The sequence below is a fragment of the Cognatishimia sp. SS12 genome, assembly GCF_028369055.1.
Lineage (GTDB): Bacteria > Pseudomonadota > Alphaproteobacteria > Rhodobacterales > Rhodobacteraceae > Cognatishimia.
On the sequence record NZ_JAQNCZ010000002.1, the window covers coordinates 411,567 to 436,334 of the forward strand.

26 protein-coding genes are annotated in these 24,768 nt (G+C 60.2%); 14 read left to right on the top strand and 12 right to left on the bottom strand.

What is annotated here, in order from left to right; translation table 11 throughout:
• The 3 genes from N6L24_RS06645 to N6L24_RS06655 are packed head-to-tail and all read right to left on the bottom strand — an operon-like array spanning nucleotide 1 to nucleotide 2,126.
• Entirely contained in the window at nucleotides 1-285 is a 285-nt protein-coding gene (locus tag N6L24_RS06645; RefSeq protein ID WP_271843879.1) for a DUF5665 domain-containing protein, read from the bottom strand.
• A complete protein-coding gene (locus tag N6L24_RS06650) occupies nucleotides 269-823 on the bottom strand; it encodes a DUF1643 domain-containing protein (RefSeq protein WP_271843880.1) in 555 nt (184 codons plus the stop codon). Before N6L24_RS06650 ends, N6L24_RS06645 begins: the two co-directional genes overlap by 17 nt.
• Nucleotides 824-863: 40 nt before the next feature.
• Nucleotides 864-2,126, bottom strand: coding sequence for a hypothetical protein (locus tag N6L24_RS06655; RefSeq protein ID WP_271843881.1), 1,263 nt, complete (start codon nucleotides 2,124-2,126; stop codon nucleotides 864-866).
• Nucleotides 2,127-2,471: 345 nt separating this feature from the next.
• Here N6L24_RS06655 and N6L24_RS06660 point away from each other — a divergent pair, with 345 nt between their 5' ends.
• Nucleotides 2,472-3,020, top strand: coding sequence for a CAP domain-containing protein (locus N6L24_RS06660; protein WP_271843882.1), 549 nt, complete (start codon nucleotides 2,472-2,474; stop codon nucleotides 3,018-3,020).
• Between the two features lie 3 nt (nucleotides 3,021-3,023).
• Here N6L24_RS06660 and truB read toward each other — a convergent pair whose 3' ends face one another.
• Genes truB through rbfA form a run of 3 tightly spaced genes read right to left on the bottom strand, consistent with a single transcriptional unit; the run spans nucleotide 3,024 to nucleotide 5,135 of the window.
• Nucleotides 3,024-3,929 (bottom strand): tRNA pseudouridine(55) synthase TruB, encoded by a 906-nt coding sequence (truB, locus tag N6L24_RS06665; RefSeq protein WP_271843883.1) that lies wholly within the window; start codon nucleotides 3,927-3,929, stop codon nucleotides 3,024-3,026.
• A 58-nt stretch (nucleotides 3,930-3,987) separates the two neighbouring features.
• On the bottom strand, nucleotides 3,988-4,725 hold the full coding sequence (locus N6L24_RS06670) for a phosphodiester glycosidase family protein (protein WP_271843974.1): 738 nt from the start codon (nucleotides 4,723-4,725) through the stop codon (nucleotides 3,988-3,990).
• A 2-nt stretch (nucleotides 4,726-4,727) separates the two neighbouring features.
• Nucleotides 4,728-5,135: a 30S ribosome-binding factor RbfA gene (gene rbfA, locus N6L24_RS06675; RefSeq protein WP_271843884.1), complete on the bottom strand. Its 408-nt coding sequence runs from the start codon at nucleotides 5,133-5,135 to the stop codon at nucleotides 4,728-4,730.
• Between the two features lie 84 nt (nucleotides 5,136-5,219).
• On the opposite strand from rbfA, the gene dapB reads away from it, so the two are divergent.
• Nucleotides 5,220-6,029, top strand: a complete 810-nt coding sequence (dapB, locus tag N6L24_RS06680; protein ID WP_271843885.1) for a 4-hydroxy-tetrahydrodipicolinate reductase — start codon at nucleotides 5,220-5,222, stop codon at nucleotides 6,027-6,029.
• A gap of 72 nt (nucleotides 6,030-6,101) precedes the next feature.
• Here the strand turns inward: dapB and N6L24_RS06685 are convergent, their stop codons facing one another.
• Together N6L24_RS06685 and N6L24_RS06690 are read right to left on the bottom strand one after the other, a co-directional pair.
• On the bottom strand, nucleotides 6,102-6,476 hold the full coding sequence (locus N6L24_RS06685; protein ID WP_271843886.1) for a DUF983 domain-containing protein: 375 nt from the start codon (nucleotides 6,474-6,476) through the stop codon (nucleotides 6,102-6,104).
• A 149-nt stretch (nucleotides 6,477-6,625) separates the two neighbouring features.
• A complete protein-coding gene (locus N6L24_RS06690; protein WP_271843887.1) occupies nucleotides 6,626-6,811 on the bottom strand; it encodes a DUF1674 domain-containing protein in 186 nt (61 codons plus the stop codon).
• 87 nt (nucleotides 6,812-6,898) lie between these two features.
• On the opposite strand from N6L24_RS06690, the gene N6L24_RS06695 reads away from it, so the two are divergent.
• The 8 genes from N6L24_RS06695 (at nucleotide 6,899) to N6L24_RS06730 (ending at nucleotide 16,149) form a co-directional block, all read left to right on the top strand.
• Entirely contained in the window at nucleotides 6,899-8,167 is a 1,269-nt protein-coding gene (locus N6L24_RS06695; RefSeq protein WP_271843888.1) for an RsmB/NOP family class I SAM-dependent RNA methyltransferase, read from the top strand.
• A gap of 124 nt (nucleotides 8,168-8,291) precedes the next feature.
• The gene (locus N6L24_RS06700; RefSeq protein WP_442872583.1) at nucleotides 8,292-10,040 is read left to right on the top strand and encodes a heparinase II/III family protein; all 1,749 of its coding nucleotides are present in this window, start codon (nucleotides 8,292-8,294) and stop codon (nucleotides 10,038-10,040) included.
• Nucleotides 10,041-10,056: 16 nt separating this feature from the next.
• Nucleotides 10,057-11,646 carry a bifunctional phosphoribosylaminoimidazolecarboxamide formyltransferase/IMP cyclohydrolase gene (gene purH, locus N6L24_RS06705; protein WP_271843889.1) on the top strand — a complete coding sequence of 530 codons (1,590 nt, stop codon included), beginning with the start codon at nucleotides 10,057-10,059 and terminating at the stop codon, nucleotides 11,644-11,646.
• A 138-nt stretch (nucleotides 11,647-11,784) separates the two neighbouring features.
• On the top strand, nucleotides 11,785-12,255 hold the full coding sequence (gene lspA, locus N6L24_RS06710) for a signal peptidase II (protein WP_271843890.1): 471 nt from the start codon (nucleotides 11,785-11,787) through the stop codon (nucleotides 12,253-12,255).
• A gap of 50 nt (nucleotides 12,256-12,305) precedes the next feature.
• Nucleotides 12,306-12,821, top strand: coding sequence for a DUF3035 domain-containing protein (locus N6L24_RS06715; RefSeq protein WP_271843891.1), 516 nt, complete (start codon nucleotides 12,306-12,308; stop codon nucleotides 12,819-12,821).
• A gap of 81 nt (nucleotides 12,822-12,902) precedes the next feature.
• A complete protein-coding gene (locus tag N6L24_RS06720; RefSeq protein ID WP_271843892.1) occupies nucleotides 12,903-14,246 on the top strand; it encodes a M16 family metallopeptidase in 1,344 nt (447 codons plus the stop codon).
• Complete coding sequence (locus tag N6L24_RS06725; protein WP_271843893.1) at nucleotides 14,243-15,538, top strand: M16 family metallopeptidase; 1,296 nt, start codon at nucleotides 14,243-14,245, stop codon at nucleotides 15,536-15,538. Before N6L24_RS06720 ends, N6L24_RS06725 begins: the two co-directional genes overlap by 4 nt.
• 89 nt (nucleotides 15,539-15,627) lie before the next feature.
• Complete coding sequence (locus N6L24_RS06730; RefSeq protein WP_271843894.1) at nucleotides 15,628-16,149, top strand: GNAT family N-acetyltransferase; 522 nt, start codon at nucleotides 15,628-15,630, stop codon at nucleotides 16,147-16,149.
• On the opposite strand, the gene N6L24_RS06735 is transcribed toward N6L24_RS06730, so the two are convergent.
• From N6L24_RS06735 to deoC, 3 genes are read right to left on the bottom strand one after another with little or no spacing between them, the layout of a single operon-like run.
• On the bottom strand, nucleotides 16,146-16,829 hold the full coding sequence (locus N6L24_RS06735) for an NAD(P)H-binding protein (protein ID WP_271843895.1): 684 nt from the start codon (nucleotides 16,827-16,829) through the stop codon (nucleotides 16,146-16,148). The genes N6L24_RS06730 and N6L24_RS06735 overlap by 4 nt on opposite strands.
• Nucleotides 16,826-19,171, bottom strand: coding sequence for an aldehyde dehydrogenase family protein (locus N6L24_RS06740; protein ID WP_271843896.1), 2,346 nt, complete (start codon nucleotides 19,169-19,171; stop codon nucleotides 16,826-16,828). The genes N6L24_RS06735 and N6L24_RS06740 overlap by 4 nt, the downstream gene beginning before the upstream one ends.
• A gap of 9 nt (nucleotides 19,172-19,180) precedes the next feature.
• Nucleotides 19,181-20,173: a deoxyribose-phosphate aldolase gene (gene deoC, locus N6L24_RS06745; RefSeq protein ID WP_271843897.1), complete on the bottom strand. Its 993-nt coding sequence runs from the start codon at nucleotides 20,171-20,173 to the stop codon at nucleotides 19,181-19,183.
• 173 nt (nucleotides 20,174-20,346) lie between these two features.
• On the opposite strand from deoC, the gene N6L24_RS06750 reads away from it, so the two are divergent.
• Genes N6L24_RS06750 through N6L24_RS06765 form a run of 4 tightly spaced genes read left to right on the top strand, consistent with a single transcriptional unit; the run spans nucleotide 20,347 to nucleotide 24,249 of the window.
• Nucleotides 20,347-21,309: a metal ABC transporter solute-binding protein, Zn/Mn family gene (locus tag N6L24_RS06750; RefSeq protein ID WP_442872584.1), complete on the top strand. Its 963-nt coding sequence runs from the start codon at nucleotides 20,347-20,349 to the stop codon at nucleotides 21,307-21,309.
• Between the two features lie 8 nt (nucleotides 21,310-21,317).
• Nucleotides 21,318-22,121 (top strand): metal ABC transporter ATP-binding protein, encoded by an 804-nt coding sequence (locus N6L24_RS06755; protein ID WP_271843899.1) that lies wholly within the window; start codon nucleotides 21,318-21,320, stop codon nucleotides 22,119-22,121.
• On the top strand, nucleotides 22,121-23,326 hold the full coding sequence (locus tag N6L24_RS06760; protein ID WP_271843900.1) for a metal ABC transporter permease: 1,206 nt from the start codon (nucleotides 22,121-22,123) through the stop codon (nucleotides 23,324-23,326). Before N6L24_RS06755 ends, N6L24_RS06760 begins: the two co-directional genes overlap by 1 nt.
• Nucleotides 23,323-24,249, top strand: a complete 927-nt coding sequence (locus N6L24_RS06765; RefSeq protein WP_271843901.1) for a metal ABC transporter permease — start codon at nucleotides 23,323-23,325, stop codon at nucleotides 24,247-24,249. Before N6L24_RS06760 ends, N6L24_RS06765 begins: the two co-directional genes overlap by 4 nt.
• 2 nt (nucleotides 24,250-24,251) lie before the next feature.
• On the opposite strand, the gene N6L24_RS06770 is transcribed toward N6L24_RS06765, so the two are convergent.
• The gene (locus N6L24_RS06770) at nucleotides 24,252-24,767 is read right to left on the bottom strand and encodes an Lrp/AsnC family transcriptional regulator (protein ID WP_271843902.1); all 516 of its coding nucleotides are present in this window, start codon (nucleotides 24,765-24,767) and stop codon (nucleotides 24,252-24,254) included.
• Between the last annotated feature and the right edge of the window lies 1 nt (nucleotide 24,768).

The window sequence follows — 24,768 nt, forward strand, 5'->3', positions numbered from 1 at the left end:
TCAGTCTGTCGGGTTCATCTCTTCGAGGATCTGCGCCGCCCAATCGCCGATGATCGGGATGAATTCCAGCTGGGCAATCCACCAGGCAAAGACCGAAACCAGAATGGTCGCGCCAATCACCGACCCCAGACCAAAGGCTAGACCGCGCACAAACTGAAAGCCGACCATCCGCCAGAACGAATTCTGCAACCGAATGAACCGATGGCTGTTCAGCAGCTCGACCTCGCGGGTCAGCCGATCCAGCGCCTCGGTGGTCGGCGCATCGCTGTCAGGGCTGTGGCTCATGAGGCGGGGCCTCCCATCTGATCGGTTGCTGCGCGTAGGCCACATAAAGCGGATGCCTTGGGTGGCCGTGTTTTGTCAGGCCAAAGTGATAAATCTTGGCCCCGGTTTCAAACAGGAAGTTTTCTATTTTCGCCCCCTGTTCCAAATGCGCACCATGTGCGCCCCAGGCAGCAATCACCACATCAGCCCAATCACATGCCGCGCGTAGCGTGGCGCGATTGGCCGGACCCTCGGGGGCCGGATGACGGCGCATTTTGGCAGGGTCAGTCTCGCGCAGGGCAAAGATATTGACGGCGCGGAACCCGCCGTACCCCAGCGCGCGCGCCCGCCGCTCGCAACGCTCAATCGTCGGATCATTCTGCACCTCGGTGGCCTTGGACGGGTTCAGCATCACAAAGGCAACGCGGGGCAAAGACCCATCCCAGACCCGTGTCAGCGCATAACGATAGGTTTCATCTGGCGAATAGATCGCCTCACTGGCGGCGTCCGCTTTTTGAAAGCTGCGGTGAATAAGGGGTGGATCGGAGAGCATGGACATCCGCCGCACCATAGGGCGCAAGGGCGCAAAGAAAAACCCGTCAGAACGTCGATTGAATGCCGAAACTCGCCTGAAGACCCTGCGTGCTAAAGCGCGAGACATCAGAATCGGTGCGCGTCGCGGCAATGGTCAGGCGCGGGGAGAACCCAAAGCGCGAGATCTGGTTAAATAGAGCGGTGGCCGACAGCGTTGCGGTTTTGTCGTGGCGCCCGCTGAGCGAGAGCGAAAACTCATCATAGGTTTTCTGCGACAGCGCGGCGCGGAACGACAGGCTGGCCCCCCAGATCGGCTGCGCCAGACGGTATTCAGCCGCCACTTCGTGAAAGCGGTATTCATAGGTGGCAATATCAGCGTTCAGCATCCGCCCACTGTAGGACAGGGTAAAGACATCCTCATTGCCAAGACGCTGGGCATAGGTCGCCCCAAAGCCAAAAAGCTGCGCGTCCGGTTCCCCAACGCTGAGCGCCTCTCGATTTTCGACCCGGCCCCGCACCGTCAGCGTGGCGGCCTGGCCGATTTTGAACTCCTGCGCCAGATCAAGCCGCTGATAGCCCCAAAGCGGTGCGCCGCCATACCAGGTGCGGCCCAGGCTCAGGGCGATGGCGGTGGGCCCCAGCCGATCATTCAATATGCGTTGATGGCGCAGGGACACCCCCAGCTGCGCCAGCGCATAGTCACCGCCACGGGCGCTTGGGGCCTGCGCCTTGGCGGCACCGGACAGCACAAAACTGCGACCAAACCCGCTGAGTCCCAGACTGGTGCGCTGGGTTGCGGATTGCGACAGGCGGTAATCCAGATCAAAGGCCCCGGTAAGTTCCGTACCCGACAGCGCCAGCGCACTTGGGGCCAGCTCCAATTCGATGTCGCCCAGGAAAAACTGGCTGCTGCGCGCGCCGCCATTGATATTGTCTGATGCGGCGATCCCGGCATCAAAACTTAGGCGGAGCGGGCTTTCGGCGCGCAGGGCGCGAAATTCGCTGCGGATCTGATCGGCGGTGGCCTGATCCGTGGCGTGATTGGCCGCGCGGCGCAGCCAGATTTGCGCGCGCAAGTACTGGCCCTGACGGGCGTGGGCCGCCGCAGCCAGCCGGGCGGCGCGCTGTTTTGTCAGATGATCCTGTGCGGCGGCAAACGCGGCGCTTGCGGCCTCTGCCGCAGCAGGGGCCTGACCAAGCTCAAGCGCGCGCAACCCGATTTCAAGCCATTGCGCACCGCTACACGATGCGGCCGCACAGGCGCTGGGCGGTTCTGACGCCAGAGCGATCTGCGGCGTCCAAAGAAAAAGCGCAGCAAGGCACGCCATGCGAGCGATACCCCGACTGCGCCGCACTGCTCGTGATTTGAGGGTTTGCATTGCAACTGGTCCGGAAACATTTGCCGCACCCTGTGAAATGTTCCGGGGTCGGGCAATTCGGCTTGGGTGTTATGTTGTTTTTGGGCGGGGTTTTGCCCAGCTTGGGCGAAGCTTCGCTGAAATTGATCCGGGGCCGGATGTCATGGCAAATCTCTGCCACCTGCGGCCCGGCATTCTTGCAGGCTTTCGCCACATTCCGCAGCTGTGCTGCGTGGCTATTTACGGGATGGATCGCGCTGATCTAGCTGGTTTTGAGGCACGGCATTGTCCGGCCAATGCACAAGGAGCAGTCTTTTGAAAATTGTCTATCTCGGCGTCACGCTGGGCATGCTGGCCGCGTGCCAGAGCACGTCTAACATTGTCCCCGCTTCGGTTGCACCGCCGCCCGGGCCAACTACGACCACCACAACAAGCACGCCGACATCTTCGCCATCGGTCAGCAGCACATCAACGCCAGACTCCGTTGATCGGGTCGCTTTTGCAGGGCTCTTGAACGACTCGCGATTGGCCAATGGCGCAGGGGCCGTTAGTTTTGACGCCCGGCTGGCCAATGCGGCGCAGGGCCATGCGGATGATATGCTGGCCAACAACTTCATGGGCCACACCGGCAGCGATGGATCAAGTGCCGGCGACCGCATCACTGCGGCGGGCTATAACTGGCGCACCTATGGCGAAAACGTTGCACGGGGGCAGGAGAGCGAAGAAGAGGTGATGACCGCCTGGACCAATTCCCCCGGCCACCACGCCAATAACGTCAATCCGAACTTCGAAGATTTTGGCATCGCCAAAGCAGGCAGCGGCAATAGCACCCGCTGGGTTCTGCTTTTGGGGTCCGAATTCTGATCGTCAGAGGTTAAACACACGGCTGGGGTGCAATTCCCCTGCCTTGAAGGTGCCAACAGCAACAGGCTGGCCCTCATAGCTTGCCCAGCACTCGTCGCCATATTCGAGGTCATGGGCGACAACCATGCCCGCGTTGCCATTTTTCAACCGGGTTTTCCCTTCGGGGGTGCATGTCACCTCGGGCAGATCTGTTAGACCTTCGGTGATTGGCCGCAGAAGGTCATCCAGTTCGGGCTGTTTGGCCAGCGCTTCGATCTGATCCAATGTCACCGCGCCAGCCACATCAAAGGGGCCAGACCAGACGCGACGCAATTCGCGCACATGGCCCAGGCACCCCAAGGTCGCACCCAGATCGCGGGCGATAGAGCGCACATAGCCGCCCTTGCCACAGGTCAATTCAAGAAGCACATGATCCGCGTCCTCGCGGTCCAGCATGATAAGGCTTTCAACCCATAGCGGACGCGCGGCCAGCGAAATGTCTTCTCCATCGCGCGCCAATTTATAAGCCCGCTGCCCATCGATTTTGACGGCTGAGAATTTGGGCGGCACCTGCTCAATGTCACCAACAAAAGCACCCAATGCTGCTTTGATGTCGTCATCGCTCGGGCGCAGCGCACTTTCGGCGATCACCTCGCCTTCGGTGTCATCGGTGTTTGTCGCCTGACCCAGCCGGACGGTAAATTCGTAACATTTCAGCGCATCGGTGATGTAGGGGATGGTTTTCGTCGCTTCGCCCAGCGCCACCGCCAAGAGCCCTGTGGCTTCGGGGTCAAGCGTGCCGGCATGGCCCGCTTTTTTGGCCCCCAGCGCCCAGCGCACCTTGTTGACAACGGCGGTTGAGGACAATCCCGCAGGCTTGTCGACAATCATCCAGCCTGAAATATCCCGTCCCTTACGTGTGCGCCCCATGGTGCCCTCATCACTCTGTCTGTCAGAAGCTGCCGCCTACCGAACCTGTCGCGGCGCGTCAATCGCCGCCGGCATCAGACACGACGCCAACGATCGGCCCGAGCCAGAACCCAGGATCGGATCGGCCGATTTGTGGCGCGTGCAACCGGCTGACCTTGCCGTCAAAATACAGCGCCTGAGGCAGCTTGAGCCTGTCTTTGAAAAAGCTGCCAAAGGCGTGGAAGGTCACGCTGTTTTCCGACTTCACAAACACCACGCGCTGACCATCGGTCGACGTGCCGACACCGTTGCGCACAAAGGCAGAGGTGCTGTCCGGCAAAAATCGCGGATGCAATGCGTCATCAATCACCAGCATCGGCCCGGATTGCGTCGCATAGGTGCAGTCCGGCTGTTCCGCGGCAAAGCGCAGGGTTTCAATCACATCTGCGCGTGCCTCGCGAATGCAAAAGACGCCGTTGGGCAACAAGCCGAAATTGCCGGGGCTGGCCTTGGTAAACAGGCGCTGTTCTTGATTGCCCTCAGCGATGTAGTAGCCCACCGGGGTGCGGTTGGGGTGATACATCCCGGCGTTCATGGCAAAGCGCAGGCTTTGGCCGTCCGGCAGAAACGCCTCAATCGCGTCAAACTGCCCAAGGATCTGCCCGGCGTCATCCTTGAGGAACAGCCTCAGATCTTCGCTGCCAGCGTCAACTTCGCAAACCGTGTAGCGATTGCTTTGGTGGGCCTCTTCGCGACAGTCCACGGCGCTGGCCAGGGACGCAAAGCTGCAAAGTGCCAGGGTGATCCCCAGCAGCAGTCTCACTCTTGGGCCTCGTCATCTGCCGCGAGATCGCGCTGCACCTTGGCGTCGCTGAACATCCGGCGCGTCGCGTCCATCTGGTCAAAGGTTTCATCCAGACGAAACCGCATTTCTGGCGTGTGCTTGAGGCCAAGCTTTTTGCTGATCATGCGCTTCAGCTCATATTCATTGCGGGCCAGCAATTTGATCACAACATCTTTGCCTTGGCCACCAAGCGGCAGCACATAGACCGTTGCAATGCGCAAATCGGGTGATGTGCGCACCTCGCCAACGGTGATTGACAGGCGGTTCAGGTCCGGATCATGGACCTCGCCGCGCATCAGGATTTCTGAAAGCGCTCGGCGAATGGTTTCGCCAACACGTAACTGCCGCTGTGATGGGCCGTCATGAAAATTCTTCTTTGCCATGGGTGTCACTTATGCCTTTTCAGAGCCTTTGCCAAGCGCCGCTGTTTGCAGTAAAGGCAGGACATACCCGTGATGGAGAGTGAGATGGAAGAGCTGCCAGGCATCGTGATTACCGGGGCATCGGGACGGATGGGCCAGATGCTGATCAAAACAGTTGCCGAGAGCGACAAAGCCCGATTGGCCGGCGCGGTTGAGCGCAGTGGCCATGCTTGGGTCGGCCAAGATATTGGCACCGCAATGGGCGGTGCGCCCTTGGGCGTCACCGTGACGGACAAGCCCCTGGAGGCATTCGCCAAGGCGCAGGCGGTCATTGATTTTACGGCGCCAGCGGCGACGCTTGCGTTTTCCAAACTCGCCGCGCAGGCGCGTGCTGTGCACGTTATTGGCACCACCGGGATGAGCGACGAAGAAATCGCCCAGCTTGAGCCAGCTTCGCATCATGCGGTGATCGTGCGCGCCGGCAACATGAGCCTTGGGGTGAACCTGCTGACACAGCTAACCAAAAAGGTCGCGGCGGCGTTGGATGAGGACTTTGACATCGAGATCATCGAAGCGCACCATCATCACAAAGTTGATGCCCCCTCGGGCACCGCGCTGATGCTGGGCGAGGCCGCCGCCGAAGGGCGCGGCGTGACGCTGGCGGATGTGCGCGACAGCGGGCGCGATGGCATCACTGGCGCGCGCAAACGTGGCGATATCGGTTTTACTGCCATTCGCGGCGGCGACATCGTCGGGGAACATGATGTGCTGTTTGCCGCCGCAGGGGAGCGCATTGTGTTGCGCCATCTGGCGACAGATCGCACGATCTTTGCGCGTGGCGCGCTAAAGGCCGCCCTCTGGGGGCAGGACAAAATGCCCGGTCAGTACGACATGATGGACGTGCTCGGGCTTTGAGCGCAGTTCAAACCGCATGAAAAAAGGCGCGTCCTAGGGCGCGCCTTTGTCGTTTCTGCTTCGTTGAACAGTTTAGCGGCCAAACCCGTGCATCCGGTGGGCCCACTGATATCCGATAATCATGCCTTTGATGCGCGGCAGCATCAGCAGCGAACAGATAATTGCGATGACCGACAGCGACAGCGCCATGAAAAGTGGGGAGGGGCGGTAAAGCTCCCACATGAATGTCAGCGCTAGGCCCATGATGTGGCCAACCACCAGAATGGTCACATACGCCGGGCCGTCATCCGCGCGGGCATGATGAAATTCTTCGCCGCAAACCGAACAGCTGTCTTCGATCTTCAGATAGCTGTGCAAGACATTGCCTTCGCCACAATTTGGGCAACGCATTTTCAGCCCCCGCAGAAGCGCGGGTTTCATTGCGCGGTGTTCCATCGTCTCAGTCATATCGCGTTCCTTGATACCATTGGAGGCAGGTAAGCCTCAAAAGGAGACCTGGCAATCCCAGCGCCTGCGACCAAGGCGCACGGGGTGGTGCTATGTCGCACGCTGCGAAATGCGATCATATCTCACAAGATCCGGTTTTGCCCGCAGCGTCAAAAATCGACGGCGATGCCCTTTTTTTCCCAGTCGCCATACCGCACGGGTTCCGGGCCATCGCGTCCACCCAGTTCAGGTGGCAAGTCCATCTCCTGCGCTTTGCGGCGGCGCTCTTCGGCCTCGGCGAGGGCGCGCAGCGCCGCTGGGGGCAGGTCTTGCGTTTCCTGTTTTGTATCGCTCATCTCGCGGCCTTTCCGGGGTTTCTTTCGCGTCGGGGCCTTGATATACGCCCCCGTCCGCCTTTGGACAAGAAAAACAGGAGCCTTCCCATGTCCCAGACCGGCGTTCAGGCGCGGCGCAGTGCGGTTTATCTGATGGATCAGATCCTGGGGGAGGGGCGGTTGCTGTCCGAATTGATCGCAACTGGGGCACTTGAAAAACTGCAACCCGCAGAGCGCGCGACGGCGCAGCGTCTAGCGCTGGATACCCTGCGCGGGATGGAGCGCGCGGACCGGATTTTGCAAAAGCACCTGAAAAAGCAGCCGCCGCTCATGGTGCGCAATGCCCTGCGTGTCGCCACGGTGGAGCTCTGCCAAGGTGGCGCGGCCCATGGGATCGTCAATAGCGCGGTGGAAATCGTCGGCCGCAATAAGCGGACCCAGTCGATGAAAGGGCTGGTCAATGCGGTGCTGCGCAAAGTCGCCGCCAATGGCGCGGAGATTTGGCCGACCCTGCGGGTGCCGCATCTGCCCGCATGGATTCGCGATCCACTGGTCATGGCCTATGGCAAGGATGTGGTCGCCGCTATGGAGGCCGGGCATTTCGCGGGCGCGCCGCTTGATCTGACCGCCAAAGGCGACAAAGCCGCGCTGCAACGCTCACTCGGGGGTGAGCTGCTCGAAACGGGCAGCGTGCGGTTGGCAGATGCGGGGCAGGTCTCGATGATGCCGGGCTTTAAGCGTGGCAGCTGGTGGGTTCAGGATGCGGCAGCAGCCTTGCCTGTGCAGATTTTGGCCCCCAAAGCCGGTGACAAGGTGCTGGAGCTTTGTGCCGCGCCAGGTGGCAAAACCATGCAGCTTGCGGCCATGGGCGCAGAGGTACGCGCGGTGGATGACAACCCGGCCCGGATGGAACGGGTGCGCGAAAACCTCAAGCGCACCAAACTGCCCGCAGAGCTGCACGTGGGGGATGCATTGGCCGAAAGCGGCACATGGCCCATGATCCTGCTGGATGCGCCCTGCTCGGCCACAGGCACCATTCGTCGCCACCCGGACCTGCCGCATGCCAAAGATGGTGCCGAGATCGGCGCATTGATTGACCTGCAGGCGCAGATGCTGGATCACGCGATTTCGCTGTTGGCCCCCGGTGGGCGTCTGGTGTTTTGCACCTGCTCGCTGTTGCCGGACGAAGGGGAATGCCAGATCGAAGAGGCCTTGGCGCGTCATGCCGGGCTGAGCATTGATCGCGACGCGCTGACCGTCCCGGGGGTGGACCCGGCCTGGATCACCGAAGAAGGTGGGCTGCGGCTGCGTCCGGATTACTGGGCGGACAAGGGCGGCATGGATGGGTTTTACATCGCTTGTCTGAAAAAAGACTAAGCCCCTGCGCGAAAATTTGCACAAACGTTGCGTGTTTCGATGTCAGTATGATTCAATCGGTGACAAGAATCCCTTTGCTGCGTAAAATCTGTTAAAACGCCAGCAGAGCGTAGAGGCAGAGTTGATGGTTAATCCAAACCGACCGGGGGTGCGATATGTGCGCGCCATGCATCGGGTGCATGCGCGCCTCAGCGCTCTGGCGCGTCCGGCCACCTGCTTTATGTCCACGCCAGAACCGCGCACCATTGGCGTATATGCCAAGGGGCGACAGCTTCTTGTCGGCAATTTTCTCTTTGCGGGGCATCTGATCGCAGCCCCCGACACCTCGATCTGGGATCTTGAGGCACCGGATCGCGAATTTGAACAGGATCTGCATGGGTTTGCATGGCTGGATGATCTGGCTGCTGTGGGCGATTCTGCGGCGCGCAAACGCGCGCAGCTTTGGGTGTGGCGCTGGATCGACCGTTTTGGTGGCGGGCGCGGCCCCGGCTGGACGCCTGAACTGACGGGCCGCCGTTTGATCCGCTGGATCAATCACGCGATTTTCCTGTTGCAGGGGCAGGACAAGGCACAATCGGAAGCGTTTTACCGCAGCCTCGGCCAACAGGTGATTTTCCTTTCGCGCCGCTGGAAAACCTCAACACCCGGATTGCCAAAGTTCGAAGCGCTGACAGGGCTGATTTATGCGGGCTTAGCGCTTGAAGGGATGCAAAAACATGTGGGCCCCGCGTTAAAAGCGTTGTCGCGTGAGTGCCGGGCGCAGATTGATGAGCAGGGCGGCATCGCCACGCGCAACCCAGAAGAACTGCTGGAAATTTTCACCTTACTGACATGGGCGCGGGCGGCGCTTGATGACGCCGAGCGGCCTGCGGATCGTGTCCATCAAACCGCGATCGAACGCATCGCCCCGACGCTACGGACCCTGCGCCATTCTGATGGAAGTCTGGCGCGGTTTCATGGGGGCGGGCGCGGACAGGAAGGCCGGCTGGATGCAGCGCTGGCAGCCAGCGCCATCAAGACGCGGCAAGCCGACGGTCTGGCGATGGGATTTGCACGCTTGTCCTCTGGGCGCACCAGCGTGATTGTGGACGCCAGCCCGCCGCCAACGGGGGAGCATTCGCTGAATGCCCATGCCTCCACCCTGGCCTTTGAGATGACAAGCGGGCGCCGCCCGGTGATCGTGAACTGCGGTTCGGGGGCCAGTTTTGGCGAAGATTGGCGCCGGGCGGGTCGTGCGACACCCAGCCATTCTACACTGGCCCTTGAGGGGTATTCTTCGGCGCGGCTCGGCGAAGGCGGGCAAAATGGCAGCTGGCGATCTGAGCAACTGATTGACGCGCCACGTGATGTGCCGATTCAAATGAGCCACGCCAGTGATGGGATGCGATTTGAAGGTGGGCATGATGGCTATCTGGCCACCCACGGGCTGACCCATGCCCGCATACTGGAGCTGACATCAGACGGCCGCGGCCTCGCCGGGGAAGACCTTTTGCTGGCGATGAAGGACACAGCCAAGCGCCAGTTTGATCGCGTGATGGACGCCCGCACCCTGCAGGGCGTGCCGTTTCAGGCCCGATTCCATTTGCACCCAGATGTTGACGCAGAGGTCGACATGGGGGGAAACGCGGTTTCGATTGCCCTCAAAAGTGGTGAGATCTGGGTGTTCAGACACGATTCAAAGGCGAAATTGGCGCTATCCCCGTCAGTTTATCTGGAAAAAGGCCGTTTAAAGCCCCGTGCAGCCAAACAGATCGTTTTATCTGGCGTCGCGATGGAGTATGCGACGCGCATCCGGTGGTCTCTGGCCAAGGCGCAGGAAAGCGCCATCGCCATCCGAGATCTGAACCGGGATGAGCTGGACCTGACACACTGATTTGGATTGCACTCCCATGACCGACCTTTACCCCATCCGCCGCGCGCTGATTTCCGTTTCCGACAAGACCGGGCTGATTGAGCTTGGCCAGGCGCTGACCGCACGTGGCGTCGAACTTTTGTCGACTGGCGGATCAGCCAAGGCGCTGCGCGATGCGGGGCTTGAGGTCAAAGATGTCTCCGAAGTGACCGGCTTTCCCGAAATGATGGATGGTCGCGTCAAAACCCTGCACCCGATTGTGCATGGCGGGCTGCTGGCCCTACGGGACAACGACGGTCACGTCGCAGCGATGGAAGAACATGGCATTGGCAAAATCGACCTGTTGGTCGTGAACCTTTATCCGTTTGAAGAAACCGTCGCCAAAGGCGCGGACTACGCGACCTGCATTGAAAACATCGATATCGGCGGCCCGGCGATGATCCGTTCTGCGGCCAAGAACCATGGCTTCGTGAACGTTGTCACCGATGTGGAAGATTACGAAGCGCTGCTGGCAGAGCTCGAAGCCAACGATGGTCAGACCACGCTGGCATTTCGCCAAAAGCTCGCGCAGATCGCATACGGTCGCACCGCTGCCTATGACACCGCCGTCAGCACCTGGCTTGCTGGCGCAATTGAGGTTGAGGCCCCGCGCCGCCGTTCGGTTGCGGGTACCATCGCCCAAACGCTGCGCTATGGCGAAAACCCGCATCAGAAAGCGGCGTTTTATACCGATGGGACCGGTCGCCCCGGTGTGGCGACCGCGATTCAGCATCAGGGCAAGGAACTGTCCTATAACAACATCAACGACACCGATGCGGCCTTTGAACTGGTGTCCGAATTTGACCCCGCCGAAAGCGCGGCCTGCGCCATTATCAAACACGCCAACCCGTCAGGTGTTGCCAAGGGCGCAACTTTGGTTGAGGCCTATAAGGCGGCGTTTGACTGCGACCGCACCTCGGCCTTTGGCGGCATTGTCGCGCTGAACCAGCCGCTGGATGCCGAAACGGCAACCGCTATTACCGAAATCTTTACCGAGGTGGTGATTGCCCCCGGCGCGAGCGACGAAGCCAAGGCGATCTTTGCCAAAAAGAAAAACCTGCGCTTGCTGACCACCGAAGGGCTGGCTGATCCGATGGAAGCGGCGGACACCATTCGCCAGGTTTCTGGCGGCTACCTCGTTCAGGACAAAGACAATGGCTATGTCGGGATTGATGATCTGAAGGTTGTCACCAAGAAAGCGCCAACCGAAGAGCAGCTGCGGGATCTGCTGTTTGCCTGGAAAGTCGCAAAACATGTGAAATCCAATGCCATCGTATACGTCAAAGACGCGCAGACCGTAGGCGTCGGCGCTGGCCAGATGAGTCGCCTGGATTCGGCGCTTATTGCCGCCACAAAGGCCGAGCGTATGGCCGAGGCGCTGGGGCTCGATGAATCGCTCGCCAAAGGCGCGGCTGTGGCCTCGGATGCCTTCTTCCCATTTGCGGATGGTTTGCTGGAAGCGGCGGCAGCAGGCGCGTCCTGCGTGATCCAGCCCGGTGGCTCTATGCGGGATGACGAAGTGATTGCAGCGGCGGATGAAGCAGGTCTTGCCATGGTCTTTACTGGCATGCGCCACTTCCGTCACTAAATATGCTATAAAGAGGCATCGGTCCGCGAGGCGCGCGGGCCGATGTCGGCACCCAGCAGAGACTCAGAAGGGTCCAGCCAGGGATGCGGGAGAGACCCGCGACAGCGTGCAAGGCGCGCGAGCAAAGAGGAACGGGCAATGAAACTCGTGTTTTGGGCAGGCTTCTGGGCCTTTATCGTCGATCAAGCCAGCAAGTATCTGGTGGTGCACGGTATGAACCTGCAAGAGGTCGGGCGCATTGAGGTGCTGCCGCCGCTTCTCAACCTTCATATGGCGTGGAATACCGGCATCAACTTTGGCCTGATGGCCAATAGCGCCGAAGCCGCGCGCTGGATCTTGGTGGCCATTGCGCTGCTGATCAGCGGCTTTGTCTATTACTGGATGCTCAAGGATCGGCCCGGCAGGCTGGGCCTGATTGCCGGTGGCATGTTGATCGGCGGGGCGCTGGGCAATGTGGTGGATCGGCTGCTGTATGGCGCTGTGGCGGATTTTCTTAACATGTCCTGCTGCGGCATCGACAACCCTTATGCGTTTAATGTTGCAGATATTGCCATCTTTGGCGGGGCGCTGGGCCTTGCGATTTGGGGCGGCAGCAAAAAGCAGGCGTGACGCCGGGCAGCGGATGGGTTAAAGCTGACGGAAACGGCAGGAGTGATGCAATGCGCATGTCGCGAGCGGTTATTTTTGGTTTGGCGCTTTTGGTTTCGGCTTGCGCAAACGAACGCGGGATTCGCGTGCTTTCCTCTGGGGACAATGGCCCGGATGAATTTGCCATTATCCCATCCAAACCTCTCAGCGCGCCTGAATCCTATGCCGCGTTGCCAGAGCCGACGCCCGGCGGCAGCAACCTGACCGATCAGAACCCGCGCAGCGACATTGCGGTCGCGCTGGGTGGACGCAACGATGGCCCCTCGGTGGATGGCAGTTACCCGTCCGCAGATGCGGCGCTGGTGTCATATACGGCGCGCCAAGGCAGCGGCGCGGGCATTCGCGAGCAACTGGCGCAAGAAGATGAGATTGTGCGCGGCCGGTTTGCCCGCTTTACGGGCTGGCGGCTTGCCAATCCGGATCGCTACAACGATGTCTATCGATTCTATCACCTCAATGCCTACCGCGAGCTGGCCCGCTGGCGCGCCCGCGGTGTGAAAACGCCCGCCGCCCCATCAAACCGATAATCACCTCACAAAGCCGTTGGATGGGTTGAAGACGCACAAATCGGGCGTAACTATCCCCATGTAACGCGAGAGGAGATGTGTATGCGCCGTTTGATGATGCTGGCCGGGGTATTTGCCCTGTCAGCCCTGCCCCTAAAGGCGCAGGAAATGGTCACGGATTTTGTTCTGGACAACGGGATGCAGGTTGTTGTGGTCGAAGATCACCGCGCCCCGGTTGTCATGCACATGGTCTGGTACAGGGCTGGATCCGCAGATGAACGGCCCGGCGTTTCGGGCGTCGCGCATTTTCTCGAACATCTTTTGTTCAAGGGCACCAAAACGCTTGAGCCGGGCGAATTTTCCAAAGTGGTGGCGGCCAACGGCGGGCGCGACAATGCCTTCACCAGTTTGGATTATACCGCCTATTATCAGCGCGTTGCCGCTGACCGGCTAGAGCTGATGATGCAGATGGAAAGCGACCGCATGGTTAATCTGCAACTGACCGAGGCCGATATCCTCACCGAACGTGACGTGATCATCGAAGAGCGCAACCAGCGCACCGAAAACAGCGCTGGCGCGCTGTTCCGTGAACAACGCAATGCGGCGCAGTTTCTCAACCATCGCTACGGCGTGCCGATCATCGGCTGGCGCCATGAGATGGAAACCCTCTCGCTTGAAGACGCACTGGACTATTACGAGACCTTTTATGCGCCCAACAACGCCATATTGGTCGTGGCCGGGGATGTGGACCCGGACGAAGTCAAAGCCTTGGCTGAAACCTATTATGGAGTCATCCCAGCCAATCGGGATTTGCCCGAGCGTATGCGCCCCCAAGAGCCGCCGCATACCTCGGCGCGGCGCATGGTGTTTCACGATCCGCGCGTTGCGCAAGAATATGTGACGCGCTCCTATCTTGCGCCAGAACGTGACCCGGGTGCGCAACAGGACGCCGCAGCTCTGGTGCTTTTGGCGCGGCTGCTGGGCGATGGCCCCAACTCCGTGCTTGCACGCGAATTGCAATTTGGCAGCCAGCAGGCAGTTTATGTGACCGCGTTCTACAGCGGCGTGTCGCTGGATGACACAACCTTTAACCTTGTGATCGTGCCGTCCGAAGGCGTCAGCCTGCAAGAGGCCGAAACCGCGCTGGATGCGACCATCGCAGCCTATCTTGAGGAGGGCATCGACCCGGAACATCTGGCCCGTATCAAACGCCAGATCCGGGCCGAGCAGATCTATGCCCGCGACGCAGCTGATGCGGTGGGTAACCGCTATGGTCGGGCACTGACCAGCGGTCTGACCGTCGAGGATGTGCGCGCCTGGCCCGATATTTTGCAGGGCATCACCGCCGAAGACATCATCGCAGCCGGCAATAAGATTTTTGAGATCAACAATTCCGTGACAGGCTGGCTCATGCGCCCCGAAGCGGGTTCGGAGGTGAGCCAATGATCCGCTTTGTCACCGTTTTTGCCGCACTGATGGTTGCGCTGCCACTGCGCGCCGAGATTGCCATCAAAGAAGTCGTCAGCCCTGGCGGCATCACCGCCTGGCTGGTGGAAGAGCATTCGATTCCCTTTGTCGCGCTTGAGCTGCGCTTTAAGGGCGGCGGCTCGCTGGATGCGCCGGGCAAGCGCGGCGCAACCAATCTGATGGTCGGTCTGCTCGAAGAGGGCACCGGCGAGATGGACGCGATGGATTATGCGCGTGCGGCCGAAGAGCTGGCTGCGGAATTTGAATATGACACTTTTGATGACTCGGTCATGATTTCGGCCCGGTTCCTGAGCGAATATCGTGACGCCTCGGTCGATCTTCTGCGCAGGTCTATTGTCGCGCCGCGCTTTGATGATGTGTCCATTGCCCGCGTCAAGGATCAGGTCATCGCCGCCATTCGCGCCGACGCCAAGGACCCTGATCGTATTGCCGGGCGCACCTTTGATGCGCTGGCGTTTGGGGACCATCCCTATGCCACGTCGCTGAACGGCACCGAGGCCAGCGTAACGGCGCTGAGCCGCGATGATATCTTGGCGGCCCATACGGGCGCGCTGGCGCTGGATCGCGTCTATGTCTCTGCGGTCGGTGACATCACCGCAGAAGAGTTGGGCCTGCTGCTTGACCGCCTTTTGAGCGGGTTGCCAGAGACCGGCGCTGCGCTGCCGGCAGCGGCAGAATATGCGCTGGAGGGCGGCGAGACCCTGGTGAATTTTGCAACGCCGCAGTCGGTCGCCATCTTTGGCCACGAAGGGATTGAGCGCCACGACCCGGATTTCTTTGCCGCCTATGTGTTGAACGTCATTTTGGGCGGTGGCGGTTTTGAAAGCCGGCTGATGACCGAAGTCCGCGAAAAGCGCGGGCTGACCTATGGGGTCAATACGTTCTTGATCCCCAAAGATCACGGGCAGCTGTATCTGGGCAGCGTCGCTTCGGCCAATGATCGCATTCGTCAGGCCATGACCGTCATTCGCGATGAATGGGCGCGCATGGCCGCAGAGGGGCCAAGCGAAGAGGAACTTGCCGAAGCCAAAACCTATCTGACCGGGGCCTATCCCTTGCGGTTTGATGGCAATGGCCCGATTGCGAACATCCTTGTGGGCATGCAGCTGGATGACCTGCCGATCGACTACGCCGCGACGCGCAACGACAAGGTCAATGCCGTGACGCTCGAGGATGTCAGACGGGTTGCGCAGCGCATCTTGCGGCCCGAAGATCTGCATTTTGTGATCGTGGGGCAACCGGAAGGGTAACACACAGATTGGCGGCGCGCCGCCAATCGTCATTTGCCCGGACCTGGATTTAGGCATAGCCTCTTGGCTGAGAGCGGGGAGGGCTCGCCATGATCAAGGATTTTGAAACAGACCGATTGCGCGTGCGCAATTGGGATACGGTGTTGCAGCAAGGGGCTGCGCCGCGCTGGCTTGAGGCGGACCTGGCAAAGCTGCTGACCGACGATGTGCTGCAATTCCTGCCGCCGCCCCTGCAGCTTTCAGAAGGGCGCAATCAGATTGCCGATTGGGTGTCGATGCAAACCGACGAAGGCGACACGTTTCTGGTGCAGGACCGCCATTCCGGGCGGGTGCTCGGCCTCTTGATCCTCGCGGATTTCAAAGACTCCTCTGGCGCGATCCAACTGCATATCGGGTATCTTTTTGCGCAGGACGCTTGGGGCAAAGGATATGCAACCGAGCTTGTCAAAGGGCTGATTGCTGCCGCGCCAATGGGGCAGAAGGTCACGCTTTTGGGCGGGGTCGGGCGCAATAATCCTGGCTCTGCAAAGGTGCTGCTCAAGGCTGGGTTTACGGTGGATTCTGACCTGTCGGATTCGGAGACAGAAATGTACGCCCTGCCCCTAGGCTAGGCGCGGACACTGGCTAGGCGCTGAAAATCGTCCCATTCCAGCACTTCGGCGCCGGTTTTGCCCAGCCCGCTATTCTGCGCGATGGCGCGGCCCAGGGTCTCAACCTTGATGCCGCGGTATTTGCGCAAGGGGCCCGCAAGCAACGGTGTCAATTTGGGCCAAAGCGCCAGAACAAGCGCTTGGCCGATGCCATATCGATTTTCAGGTGTCAGGATATTGCTGGGGTGAAACAGGCTGAGGCGTTCAAAGTTCATCGCTTTCAGTGCGGCCTCCAGCTCGCCCTTGCTGCGCAGATAAAACACGCCCGAGGTAGGGCTGGCCCCGACGGATGACAGCAGTTGAAACTGCGCGATGCCGGCCCTGTCGCAAGCGCTGCCAAAGGCAACCACTGCATCATGATCCACCCGCCGAAACTCTGCCCGGCTGACTGACGATACCGCCCCGACGCCCAATGTACAGATCGCCACAGAGTGTCCCGCCAAATGCTGCGCATAGCTGTCAGGATCTAATGGGTCGACATGATGCTCGGTGATCTTGTCGCTTTGCAGTGCTGTGAAAGGCCGCCGCGTCAATAGGGTGATCTGCGCGACATGATCCATCGCCACCAGTGCGCGCACCACCTCGGTGCCAACCGCGCCGGTGGCCCCGAGGATCACAATATGCAGCGGCGCTTTGGTCATTCGCCGTAGGGCACCCAGATATTTTTGACCTCGGTCGCGGCTTCGAGGAAAACGCGGCCTTCTCCATCTGGACCAGACCAGTCGCGGGTTTGGCCATTGTTGACCCAGGTGCGCTTGAGGTTGCCAGCGCTCGCCGCCTCGATCGCACCTGAGATATCGGAGGAACTAAAGCTCCAAACCGCATCCACATTCAGGTGATCCGCCAAGGTCTGCGCCAGCTCAGCGTGACTGCCCGAGAGAATGTTCACGACCCCCGCGGGCACATCTGAAGTTTCAAGCACCTGATAGAAATCAAGCGCCGCGAGCGGGAAGGCTTCGGAGGCGACAAGCACCACCCGGTTGCCCATCGCCATGGCGGGGGCCATCAAAGACACAAGGCCCAGCAGCGGGGCTTCGTCCGGGCAAATCGCGCCGATAGTGCCAACCGGCTCTTTCATCGCCAATGCCACGCCCCGGATCGGAACACCATGGACCTGGCCATCATATTTGTCCGCCCAGGCCGCATAGGTAAAGAGGCGCGATATTGCAGCGTCGACCTCGGACAGGCCGCTGCGTTTGCCGGTCAGCGCATCAATGCGCTTGCCAAATTCTTCGGCGCGCGCCGAGAGATTTTCTGCGATGTAGTAAAGGATTTGCGCCCGCAGATGGCCGTTGGTCTTGGACCAGGATTTTGCCCCAGCCGCCGCCTCAACCGCGTTGCGGATGTCTTTGCGGTTTGCAATGGGGGCCTGCCCCAGCAGCTTGCCGCGCGAAGAATAGATGTTCTGCGAATAGCCCCCATCCGGGCGCGCCTGCTTGCCGCCAATATACAGTTTGGCTGTGCGGTCCAGCGCGTCTATCGGCCCGTCATCGCCCTGAAACGGTTCAATCTGGCGCAGGGTTTTGATGTTGCCGATGGGTTTGGTGTAGGCTTCCAATCCTTCCCAGCCTCCTTCACGGCCAAATCCGCTTTCGCGCACCCCGCCAAAACCTGCGGCTGCATCAAAGAGGTTGGTGGCATTGACCCACACCACGCCCGCCGCCAGCTTGGGCGCAATATCCAGCGCAAGATTCACATTTTCGGTCCAAAGTGTTGCCGCAAGCCCATAGCGCGTGTTGTTGGCGATTTCGACGGCTTCGGCTGGTGTGCGGAAGGTCATGGCGCACAGCACGGGGCCAAAGATCTCTTCCTGCATCAGCTTGGAGGCTGTGGACAGCCCGGTGATCAATGTGGGCGGGTAAAAGCATCCCTCGGCTGGAAGCGCGCTGTCTGCCACAAAAACCTCGCCTTCGTCATTCGCGCTGACGAGATCGGTGATGGTCTGCAATTGCACAGGGTCCACGATCGCGCCGACATCAATGCTTTTGTCCAGCGGGTTGCCGATGCGGAGCCGCGCCATACGCGCGCGCAGTTTACGATAGAAAGTCTCGGCGATGCCCTCTTGCACCAGCAGGCGCGATCCCGCGCAGCAGACCTGACCCTGATTGAACCAGATCGCGTCCACCAGACCTTCGATGGCGCTGTCGATATCGGCATCTTCAAAGACGATGTAGGGGGATTTACCGCCCAACTCCAGTGTCAGCGCCTTGCCTGACCCGGCGGTGGCTTCGCGAATTTTGCGCCCGACCGAGGTGGAGCCGGTGAAGGCGATTTTGTCGATATCCGGGTGATTGACGATCATCTCACCCACAGCGCCGTCGCCGGTGACAATGTTGATAACCCCTTTGGGCACACCGGCCTGGCGGCAGATATCGGCAAAAAGCAACGCCGTCAGCGAGGTATATTCCGCCGGTTTCAACACCACGGTGTTGCCCATTGCCAGCGCGGGCGCGACCTTCCAGGCCAGCATCAACAGCGGGAAATTCCACGGAATGATTTGACCGCAGACGCCAACCGCCTCGCGGTCCGGCAGCTCGGCATCCATGAGTTGCGCCATGCCCGCATGGTAATAGAAATGGCGGTGCACCAGCGGAATGTCGATGTCGCGGCTTTCGCGGATCGGCTTGCCGTTGTCCAAGGTCTCCAGCACAGCAAAGAGCCGGCTGTGTTTCTGCACAAGGCGCGCAATCGCATATAGGATGCGCGCGCGGTTGTGACCGGGTAGGGCGGCCCATTTGCCCTGCGCGGCGCGCGCAGCGCTGACCGCGGCGTCGACATCGGCCTCTTTGGCTTGCGACAACTGGGCCAGAACTTCGCCATTTGCGGGGTTTTTGCTTTCAAACTCTCCGGTGGGCTTTGTGAAGTCCCCATTGATGAAATGCCCAAAGCCGGACCCTTGGTCGATCAACCAGGCCAGTGCATCCGCGGCAGATTCCGGGGCGGGGCCATAGTCCATGGTTTCGAATATCTCTTTGACGGTCATGGTATGTCCTTACCCAATCGCATGGCGGTGGCCCGCCGAGTATTTGCCGGTGACGTGATGTTCGAGCTGGCGTTCGATGTCACCCAAGAGCGAAGAAGCCCCAAAGCGGAACAGGTCAGGCGCAAGCCAGCGATCGCCCAGTTCATCTTTGATCAGCGCCAGATAGACCAGCGCGTCTTTGGCTTTGGAAATGCCGCCCGCCGGTTTGTAGCCGACGCGAAAGCCAGTGTGTTCGTAATAATCGCGGATCGCGCGGATCATGACCAATGACACCGGCAGGGTGGCGTTCACGGATTCCTTGCCTGTTGAGGTCTTGATAAAGTCGGCCCCGGCCATCATGCAGACCAGCGAGGCGCGCGCCACGTTGCGCAGGGTGCCCAGCTCTCCGGTGGCCAAAATCGCTTTGACATGCGCGTCGCCGCAGGCCTCTCGAAAGGCTTTCATCTCATCGTAAAGCGCCTGCCAATTGCCCTGCAGCACATGGCGACGGGTGATCACGATGTCGATTTCCTGCGCGCCAGCGGCCACGGATTGCCTGATTTCTTCGACCCGTAGTGCAAAGGGCGACAGTCCGGCCGGAAACCCCGTTGAAACAGCGGCCACCGGGATGCCCGAACCGTCGAGCGCTGTGACTGCCGTTTCGATCATATCGTGATACACGCATACCGCGCCGGTGGTCAGATCAGGTAGACCCAGCGTTTCCAAAAGATCGGCGCGCACCGGCTGTTTGGCCTTGGCGCAAAGCCGTTTGACACGCCCTTCGGTGTCATCCCCGGCCAGCGTGGTCAGGTCGATGAGAGAGAGGGCTTTCAGCAGCCATGCGGCCTGATGATCTTTCTTGACCGAGCGCCGGCCGGCAATTGTCCCGGCGCGGCGTTCAATGGCCGATGTATTGGCTTGGACAGAACGGACCCAGTCCAGATCAAGCGCCATACCGGGGTTGCGTGGCTCTATCGCCTGCGGCAGCTGGGCTGCGTCAGTTTTGGTGGAGGTGGTTTGCATGTCTCGCTCACATTCAGAACCCGCCCAAGCTGTCACGCGCGCCCCTATTTTTCAAGCGTTCACGCTGGGGAATTCTGGATTTTTTGACCATCTGGACAAAGTTAAGTTGCGAATAATTCTCAATTGCGTTGACTTGTTGCGAATAATTCTCATATTCATACTTAAGGAAAAGGATGGGTGACATGCGATTCTCTCGACGGGCCTTTGCAGCGGTCGCTGCGCTATTTTTGGCAATGCCAGTTGCAGCGGCTGAAAAGCTTTCGGTTGTGGCGACAACGGGCATGATTGCCGACGCCGCGCGTCAGGTCGGCGGCGATAGCGTTGAGGTGCGCGGTCTGATGGGGCCGGGTGTCGACCCGCATGCCTACCGGCAGACCCGCAGTGATATTGTCGCCATGACACGTGCCGATCTGGTGCTGTGGCATGGGCTGTATCTCGAAGCGCAGATGGAAGATTTTTTCCATGACCTTGCCAAGAAACGCACCGTTGTGGCTGTGGCCGAGGCGCTGCCCAAGGACAAGCTGCGTGGCCATGATGATTATGCAGAGAAATATGATCCGCATGTCTGGATGGACCCGGCGCTTTGGTCTGAGGTTGTTCTGGCCGTGCGCGATGCGATGATCGCGGTGCAGCCAGACAGCGCCGCGCAGTTCACAGCAAATGCCGACCGGCATCTGGAAGAGTTGAAAGCGCTGTCAGACTATGCCGATACAGCGCTTGCTTCGGTGCCGGATAAGGCGCGCGTTCTGGTGACGGCGCATGACGCATTTGGGTATTTTGGGGCCTCACATGGCTTTGAGGTCATGGGCATTCAGGGCATTTCCACGCAGTCCGAAGCGGGGCTGAACCGCATTGGTGAACTGGTGGACCTCTTGGTTGCGCGCGAGATTGCGGCGGTTTTTGTCGAAAGCTCGGTATCGGACCGCAACATGCGCGCGTTGATTGAAGGGGCGGCGGCCAAGGGGCACAAACTGTCCATCGGCGGTGAGCTGTTCAGCGACGCCATGGGGCAAGACGGCACCTATGAAGGCACATATATTGGCATGTTGGATCACAACGTGACTGTGATCGCCTCCGCCTTGGGCGGTGATGTGCCTGCGCGCGGATTGCATGGCCGCTTGAGCGCCGGATACTAGGAACGGACATGAATTTGAAACTGGCATCTGATTTGGGAACACCCCCCACCGAAGACCTCAGCGGCGTGCCGCTCGCAGTGCGCGGCATGACCGTGTCATATGGGCAAAAGCCAGCGGTCTTTTCCGTGGACATGACGATCCAGAATGGCTCCATGAGTGCGATCATCGGCCCAAACGGGGCGGGGAAATCGACGCTTCTGAAGGCCGCGCTTGGCGTGATCAAGCCGCTGGCGGGCCGGGTCTCGGTCTATGGCAAACCTCTAAAGAGCCAGCATCATCGCATCGCCTATGTGCCGCAGCGCGCCAGCGTGGATTGGGATTTTCCGACCCGCGTGATTGATGTGGTTCTGATGGGGCTTTACCGCGAACTGGGCCTGCTGCGCCGGGTCCGCACATCCCATATGGAAACCGCAATGGCCTGCCTGGATCGTGTCGGCATGACCGATTTTGCCGAGCGGCAGATTGGCCAACTGTCCGGGGGCCAGCAGCAGCGTGTCTTTCTGGCGCGGGCCCTGGCGCAGGGCGCGGATCTCTATTTGCTGGACGAACCCTTTGCAGGCGTGGATGCCGCGACCGAAAAGGCGATCATCGCTGTGCTGAAATCGCTCAAGGACGATGGCAAAACGGTTGTTGCGGTGCACCACGATCTGGCCACGGTCAGCGATTATTTTGATCAGGTCTTTTTGATCAATACGCGCAAAGTGGCCGAAGGGCCGGTTGCAACCACCTTTACCGCCGAGAACCTGAACGCTGCCTATGGCGGGCGTCTTGCCACCGCGCAGATCGACCGGCTCGCCGTCTCAGCGCTCTGATGCTGACGGAAGCGCTCACTCTGCAGCTTGGCTACAATGCCACGCTCGTGGCGCTGGGCGCGATGTTTCTGGGTGTCGCAGCCGGCGTGACCGGCACCTTTCTGTTCCTGCGCAAACGCGCCCTTGTCAGTGATGCGATCAGCCACGCCACCCTGCCCGGGGTAGGTTTGGCATTTATGATCATGGTCGCTTTTGGCGGTGACGGTCGCAATCTGCTGGGATTGCTGCTCGGCTCGGCCCTGTCAGCGAGTTTTGGTCTCTTGTGCATCGGCTGGCTGACCCGCCGCACGCGACTGGCCGAAGATGCCGCCATTGGCGCGGTGCTGTCGGTGTTCTTTGGGTTTGGCATTGTGCTTTTGACGATCATTCAAACCATGCGCGTGGGGCAGCAGGCGGGGCTGGAAGGCTTTCTGCTCGGCTCGACCGCTGGCATGTTGTGGAATGATGCGGTGATTATCGCGGTCGGCGGGGCGTTGACCCTGGCGGTTGTGATTGCGCTGCGCCGCCCGATGACGCTTGTGGCGTTTGACCCTGAATATGCTGCGGCGCGCGGGCTGAATGTTGCGCGTGTGGATCTGGCGATCATGGGGCTGGCCATGGCAGTGACGGTCGTGGGCCTGAAGATCGTTGGCCTGATCCTGATCGTCGCCATGTTGATCATTCCGCCTGTGGCCGCGCGGTTCTGGAGCGAGCGCACGGACCATGTGGCGCTGATTGCCGGCGGGATTGGCGGCGCATCCGCGTATATCGGGGCAGGGCTGTCGGCGGTGGCCCCGGCGCTGCCCACCGGGCCAATTATCGTCTTGGTCAGCTTTGCCACATTCCTCATCTCGCTTTTGCTCGCCCCGGGGCGGGGTGTTTTGGCAGCGGTGCTGCGGCATCGGCGGTTTCAGCGACGGGTGCATATCCGGCAAGGCTTGCTCGCTTTGGCGCAGGGACAACCGATTTACGAACGCTATACGCTGCGTCTTTTGCAGCGCGCCGGACTTGTGGAGGCGGACGGGGTGGCGACCGAGACCGGGCGTGCCCGCGCCGCCAAAGCCCTGCGCGATGAGGCCCGCTGGGCGCTTGTGCGGTCTGATCAGGCACTGGAGGGGGCGGCGGCGCTATATGATGGGCTGCGCGATCTGGAGACCGTGCTGACGATGGATCAAATTACTGAAATCGACAGGCGCATCGGCGCGCCGCAGGGCGTTGCACTATGATGGGTGAAGAATTCGTTTCCCTCAGTTTGACGCCGCTGCTGATTGGCGTCTTTGCGGCCATTGCCTGCGCGTTGCCCGGCAATTTTCTACTGTTGCGGCGGCAGGCGCTGATTGGGGATGCCATCAGCCATGTGGTCCTGCCCGGTATTGTCGTGGCTTTTCTGGTGACAGGATACGTGTCGGCCTGGCCCATGATGCTGGGCGCAGCGGCGGCATCGCTGCTGGCGGTCGGGCTGATTGAATTGATCAAACGTCTGGGCCGGATAGAGCCGGGCGCGGCAATGGGCGTGACGTTTACCGCGATGTTTGCAGGCGGGGTGCTGTTGCTGGAGCAGACTGATACCTCTGCCGTGCATCTGGATGTCGAGCACGCGCTTTACGGCAATCTGGAAAGTCTGATTTGGCTGGATGCCACAGGCTGGCGCAGTGTTCTGGATCCGCAGGCGCTTGCGGGCGTGCCCGATGAGTTGCCGCGCATCTTTCTGACGCTGCTTGCCGTCATCGCCTTTATGCGCCTGTTCTGGCGGCCCCTGAAAATCGCAACATTTGACACCGGGTTTGCGCAGTCGGTGGGCGCGCGGCCAACTGCAATGGGCCTGGCGCTGGTGGTGGTTGCGGCGGTTGCCGCCGTCGCCGCGTTTGATGCCGTCGGCTCGATCATCGTGATCGCCATGTTCATCTGCCCCCCCGCTGCGGCCCGGTTGATGACCAACCGGCTGGAGCGTCAGATCACCTGGAGTGTCGTCTTCGCGACGGTTTCGGCGGTGCTTGGCTATGTGTTGGCAGGCTATGGGCCGCTCTGGCTTGGCGCGGACCATGCCGTCAGCGCGGCCGGTATGATTGCCACGGTCTCGGGCATCATCCTGGCAATGGCAGCGCTATGTGCCCCCCAGCGCATGCGCAGCGGTGCGCCCGCCAACTGACATCAGTTGGTGGCCAGCGCCTCAAGATTGTAGCCGGTGAATTCCTTGACCGTCCGCATGCTGAGCAGGGTTTTCATCTGCTGCACAGCCGGGAGGTCCGCAAGGCGATCACGGTGCAGCCGCTCAAAATCGGCCGGGTTGGTGGCCGCGACTCGGATCAGAAAATCAAACTCGCCTGAAATCAGGTGACATTCGAGCACATCGTCCATTTTCATCACGGATTCTTCAAAGGCATCCAAGTCCTCGCGCCGATGCGAAACGAGCTTTACCTCGATAAAAACCTGAATCTCGATCCCCAGCTTTGCACGGTCAAGTTGTGCTGAATAATGGGAAATCCTCCCATCACTCTCCATCATTTTCACTCGGCGATGGCACGCAGAGAGCGACAGGCCAACCTGTTCTGACAGGCGTCCCATCGAGATTTGGCTGTTTTTTTGCAGAATGGAAAGAATCCTGCTGTCTATCCTATCCATAGGAATATTTCTCGTTTTATCTGAATTTTTGCTGCGTAATTCCAAA

Excerpts from the sequence above, each read along its gene's own strand:
- rbfA (WP_271843884.1), bottom strand. The coding sequence starts at position 5,135 with ATGGCAAAGAAGAATTTTCATGACGGCCCATCACAGCGGCAGTTACGT.
- purH (WP_271843889.1), top strand. The coding sequence starts at position 10,057 with ATGACCGACCTTTACCCCATCCGCCGCGCGCTGATTTCCGTTTCCGAC.
- N6L24_RS06750 (WP_442872584.1), top strand. The coding sequence starts at position 20,347 with ATGGGTGACATGCGATTCTCTCGACGGGCCTTTGCAGCGGTCGCTGCG.
- deoC (WP_271843897.1), bottom strand. The coding sequence starts at position 20,173 with ATGCAAACCACCTCCACCAAAACTGACGCAGCCCAGCTGCCGCAGGCG.
- N6L24_RS06740 (WP_271843896.1), bottom strand. The coding sequence starts at position 19,171 with ATGACCGTCAAAGAGATATTCGAAACCATGGACTATGGCCCCGCCCCG.
- N6L24_RS06720 (WP_271843892.1), top strand. The coding sequence starts at position 12,903 with ATGCGCCGTTTGATGATGCTGGCCGGGGTATTTGCCCTGTCAGCCCTG.
- N6L24_RS06645 (WP_271843879.1), bottom strand. The coding sequence starts at position 285 with ATGAGCCACAGCCCTGACAGCGATGCGCCGACCACCGAGGCGCTGGAT.
- truB (WP_271843883.1), bottom strand. The coding sequence starts at position 3,929 with ATGGGGCGCACACGTAAGGGACGGGATATTTCAGGCTGGATGATTGTC.
- dapB (WP_271843885.1), top strand. The coding sequence starts at position 5,220 with ATGGAAGAGCTGCCAGGCATCGTGATTACCGGGGCATCGGGACGGATG.
- N6L24_RS06715 (WP_271843891.1), top strand. The coding sequence starts at position 12,306 with ATGCGCATGTCGCGAGCGGTTATTTTTGGTTTGGCGCTTTTGGTTTCG.
- N6L24_RS06760 (WP_271843900.1), top strand. The coding sequence starts at position 22,121 with ATGCTGACGGAAGCGCTCACTCTGCAGCTTGGCTACAATGCCACGCTC.
- N6L24_RS06725 (WP_271843893.1), top strand. The coding sequence starts at position 14,243 with ATGATCCGCTTTGTCACCGTTTTTGCCGCACTGATGGTTGCGCTGCCA.
- N6L24_RS06730 (WP_271843894.1), top strand. The coding sequence starts at position 15,628 with ATGATCAAGGATTTTGAAACAGACCGATTGCGCGTGCGCAATTGGGAT.
- lspA (WP_271843890.1), top strand. The coding sequence starts at position 11,785 with ATGAAACTCGTGTTTTGGGCAGGCTTCTGGGCCTTTATCGTCGATCAA.
- N6L24_RS06650 (WP_271843880.1), bottom strand. The coding sequence starts at position 823 with ATGTCCATGCTCTCCGATCCACCCCTTATTCACCGCAGCTTTCAAAAA.
- N6L24_RS06765 (WP_271843901.1), top strand. The coding sequence starts at position 23,323 with ATGATGGGTGAAGAATTCGTTTCCCTCAGTTTGACGCCGCTGCTGATT.
- N6L24_RS06735 (WP_271843895.1), bottom strand. The coding sequence starts at position 16,829 with ATGACCAAAGCGCCGCTGCATATTGTGATCCTCGGGGCCACCGGCGCG.
- N6L24_RS06695 (WP_271843888.1), top strand. The coding sequence starts at position 6,899 with ATGTCCCAGACCGGCGTTCAGGCGCGGCGCAGTGCGGTTTATCTGATG.
- N6L24_RS06755 (WP_271843899.1), top strand. The coding sequence starts at position 21,318 with ATGAATTTGAAACTGGCATCTGATTTGGGAACACCCCCCACCGAAGAC.
- N6L24_RS06685 (WP_271843886.1), bottom strand. The coding sequence starts at position 6,476 with ATGACTGAGACGATGGAACACCGCGCAATGAAACCCGCGCTTCTGCGG.
- N6L24_RS06700 (WP_442872583.1), top strand. The coding sequence starts at position 8,292 with ATGGTTAATCCAAACCGACCGGGGGTGCGATATGTGCGCGCCATGCAT.
- N6L24_RS06655 (WP_271843881.1), bottom strand. The coding sequence starts at position 2,126 with ATGGCGTGCCTTGCTGCGCTTTTTCTTTGGACGCCGCAGATCGCTCTG.
- N6L24_RS06690 (WP_271843887.1), bottom strand. The coding sequence starts at position 6,811 with ATGAGCGATACAAAACAGGAAACGCAAGACCTGCCCCCAGCGGCGCTG.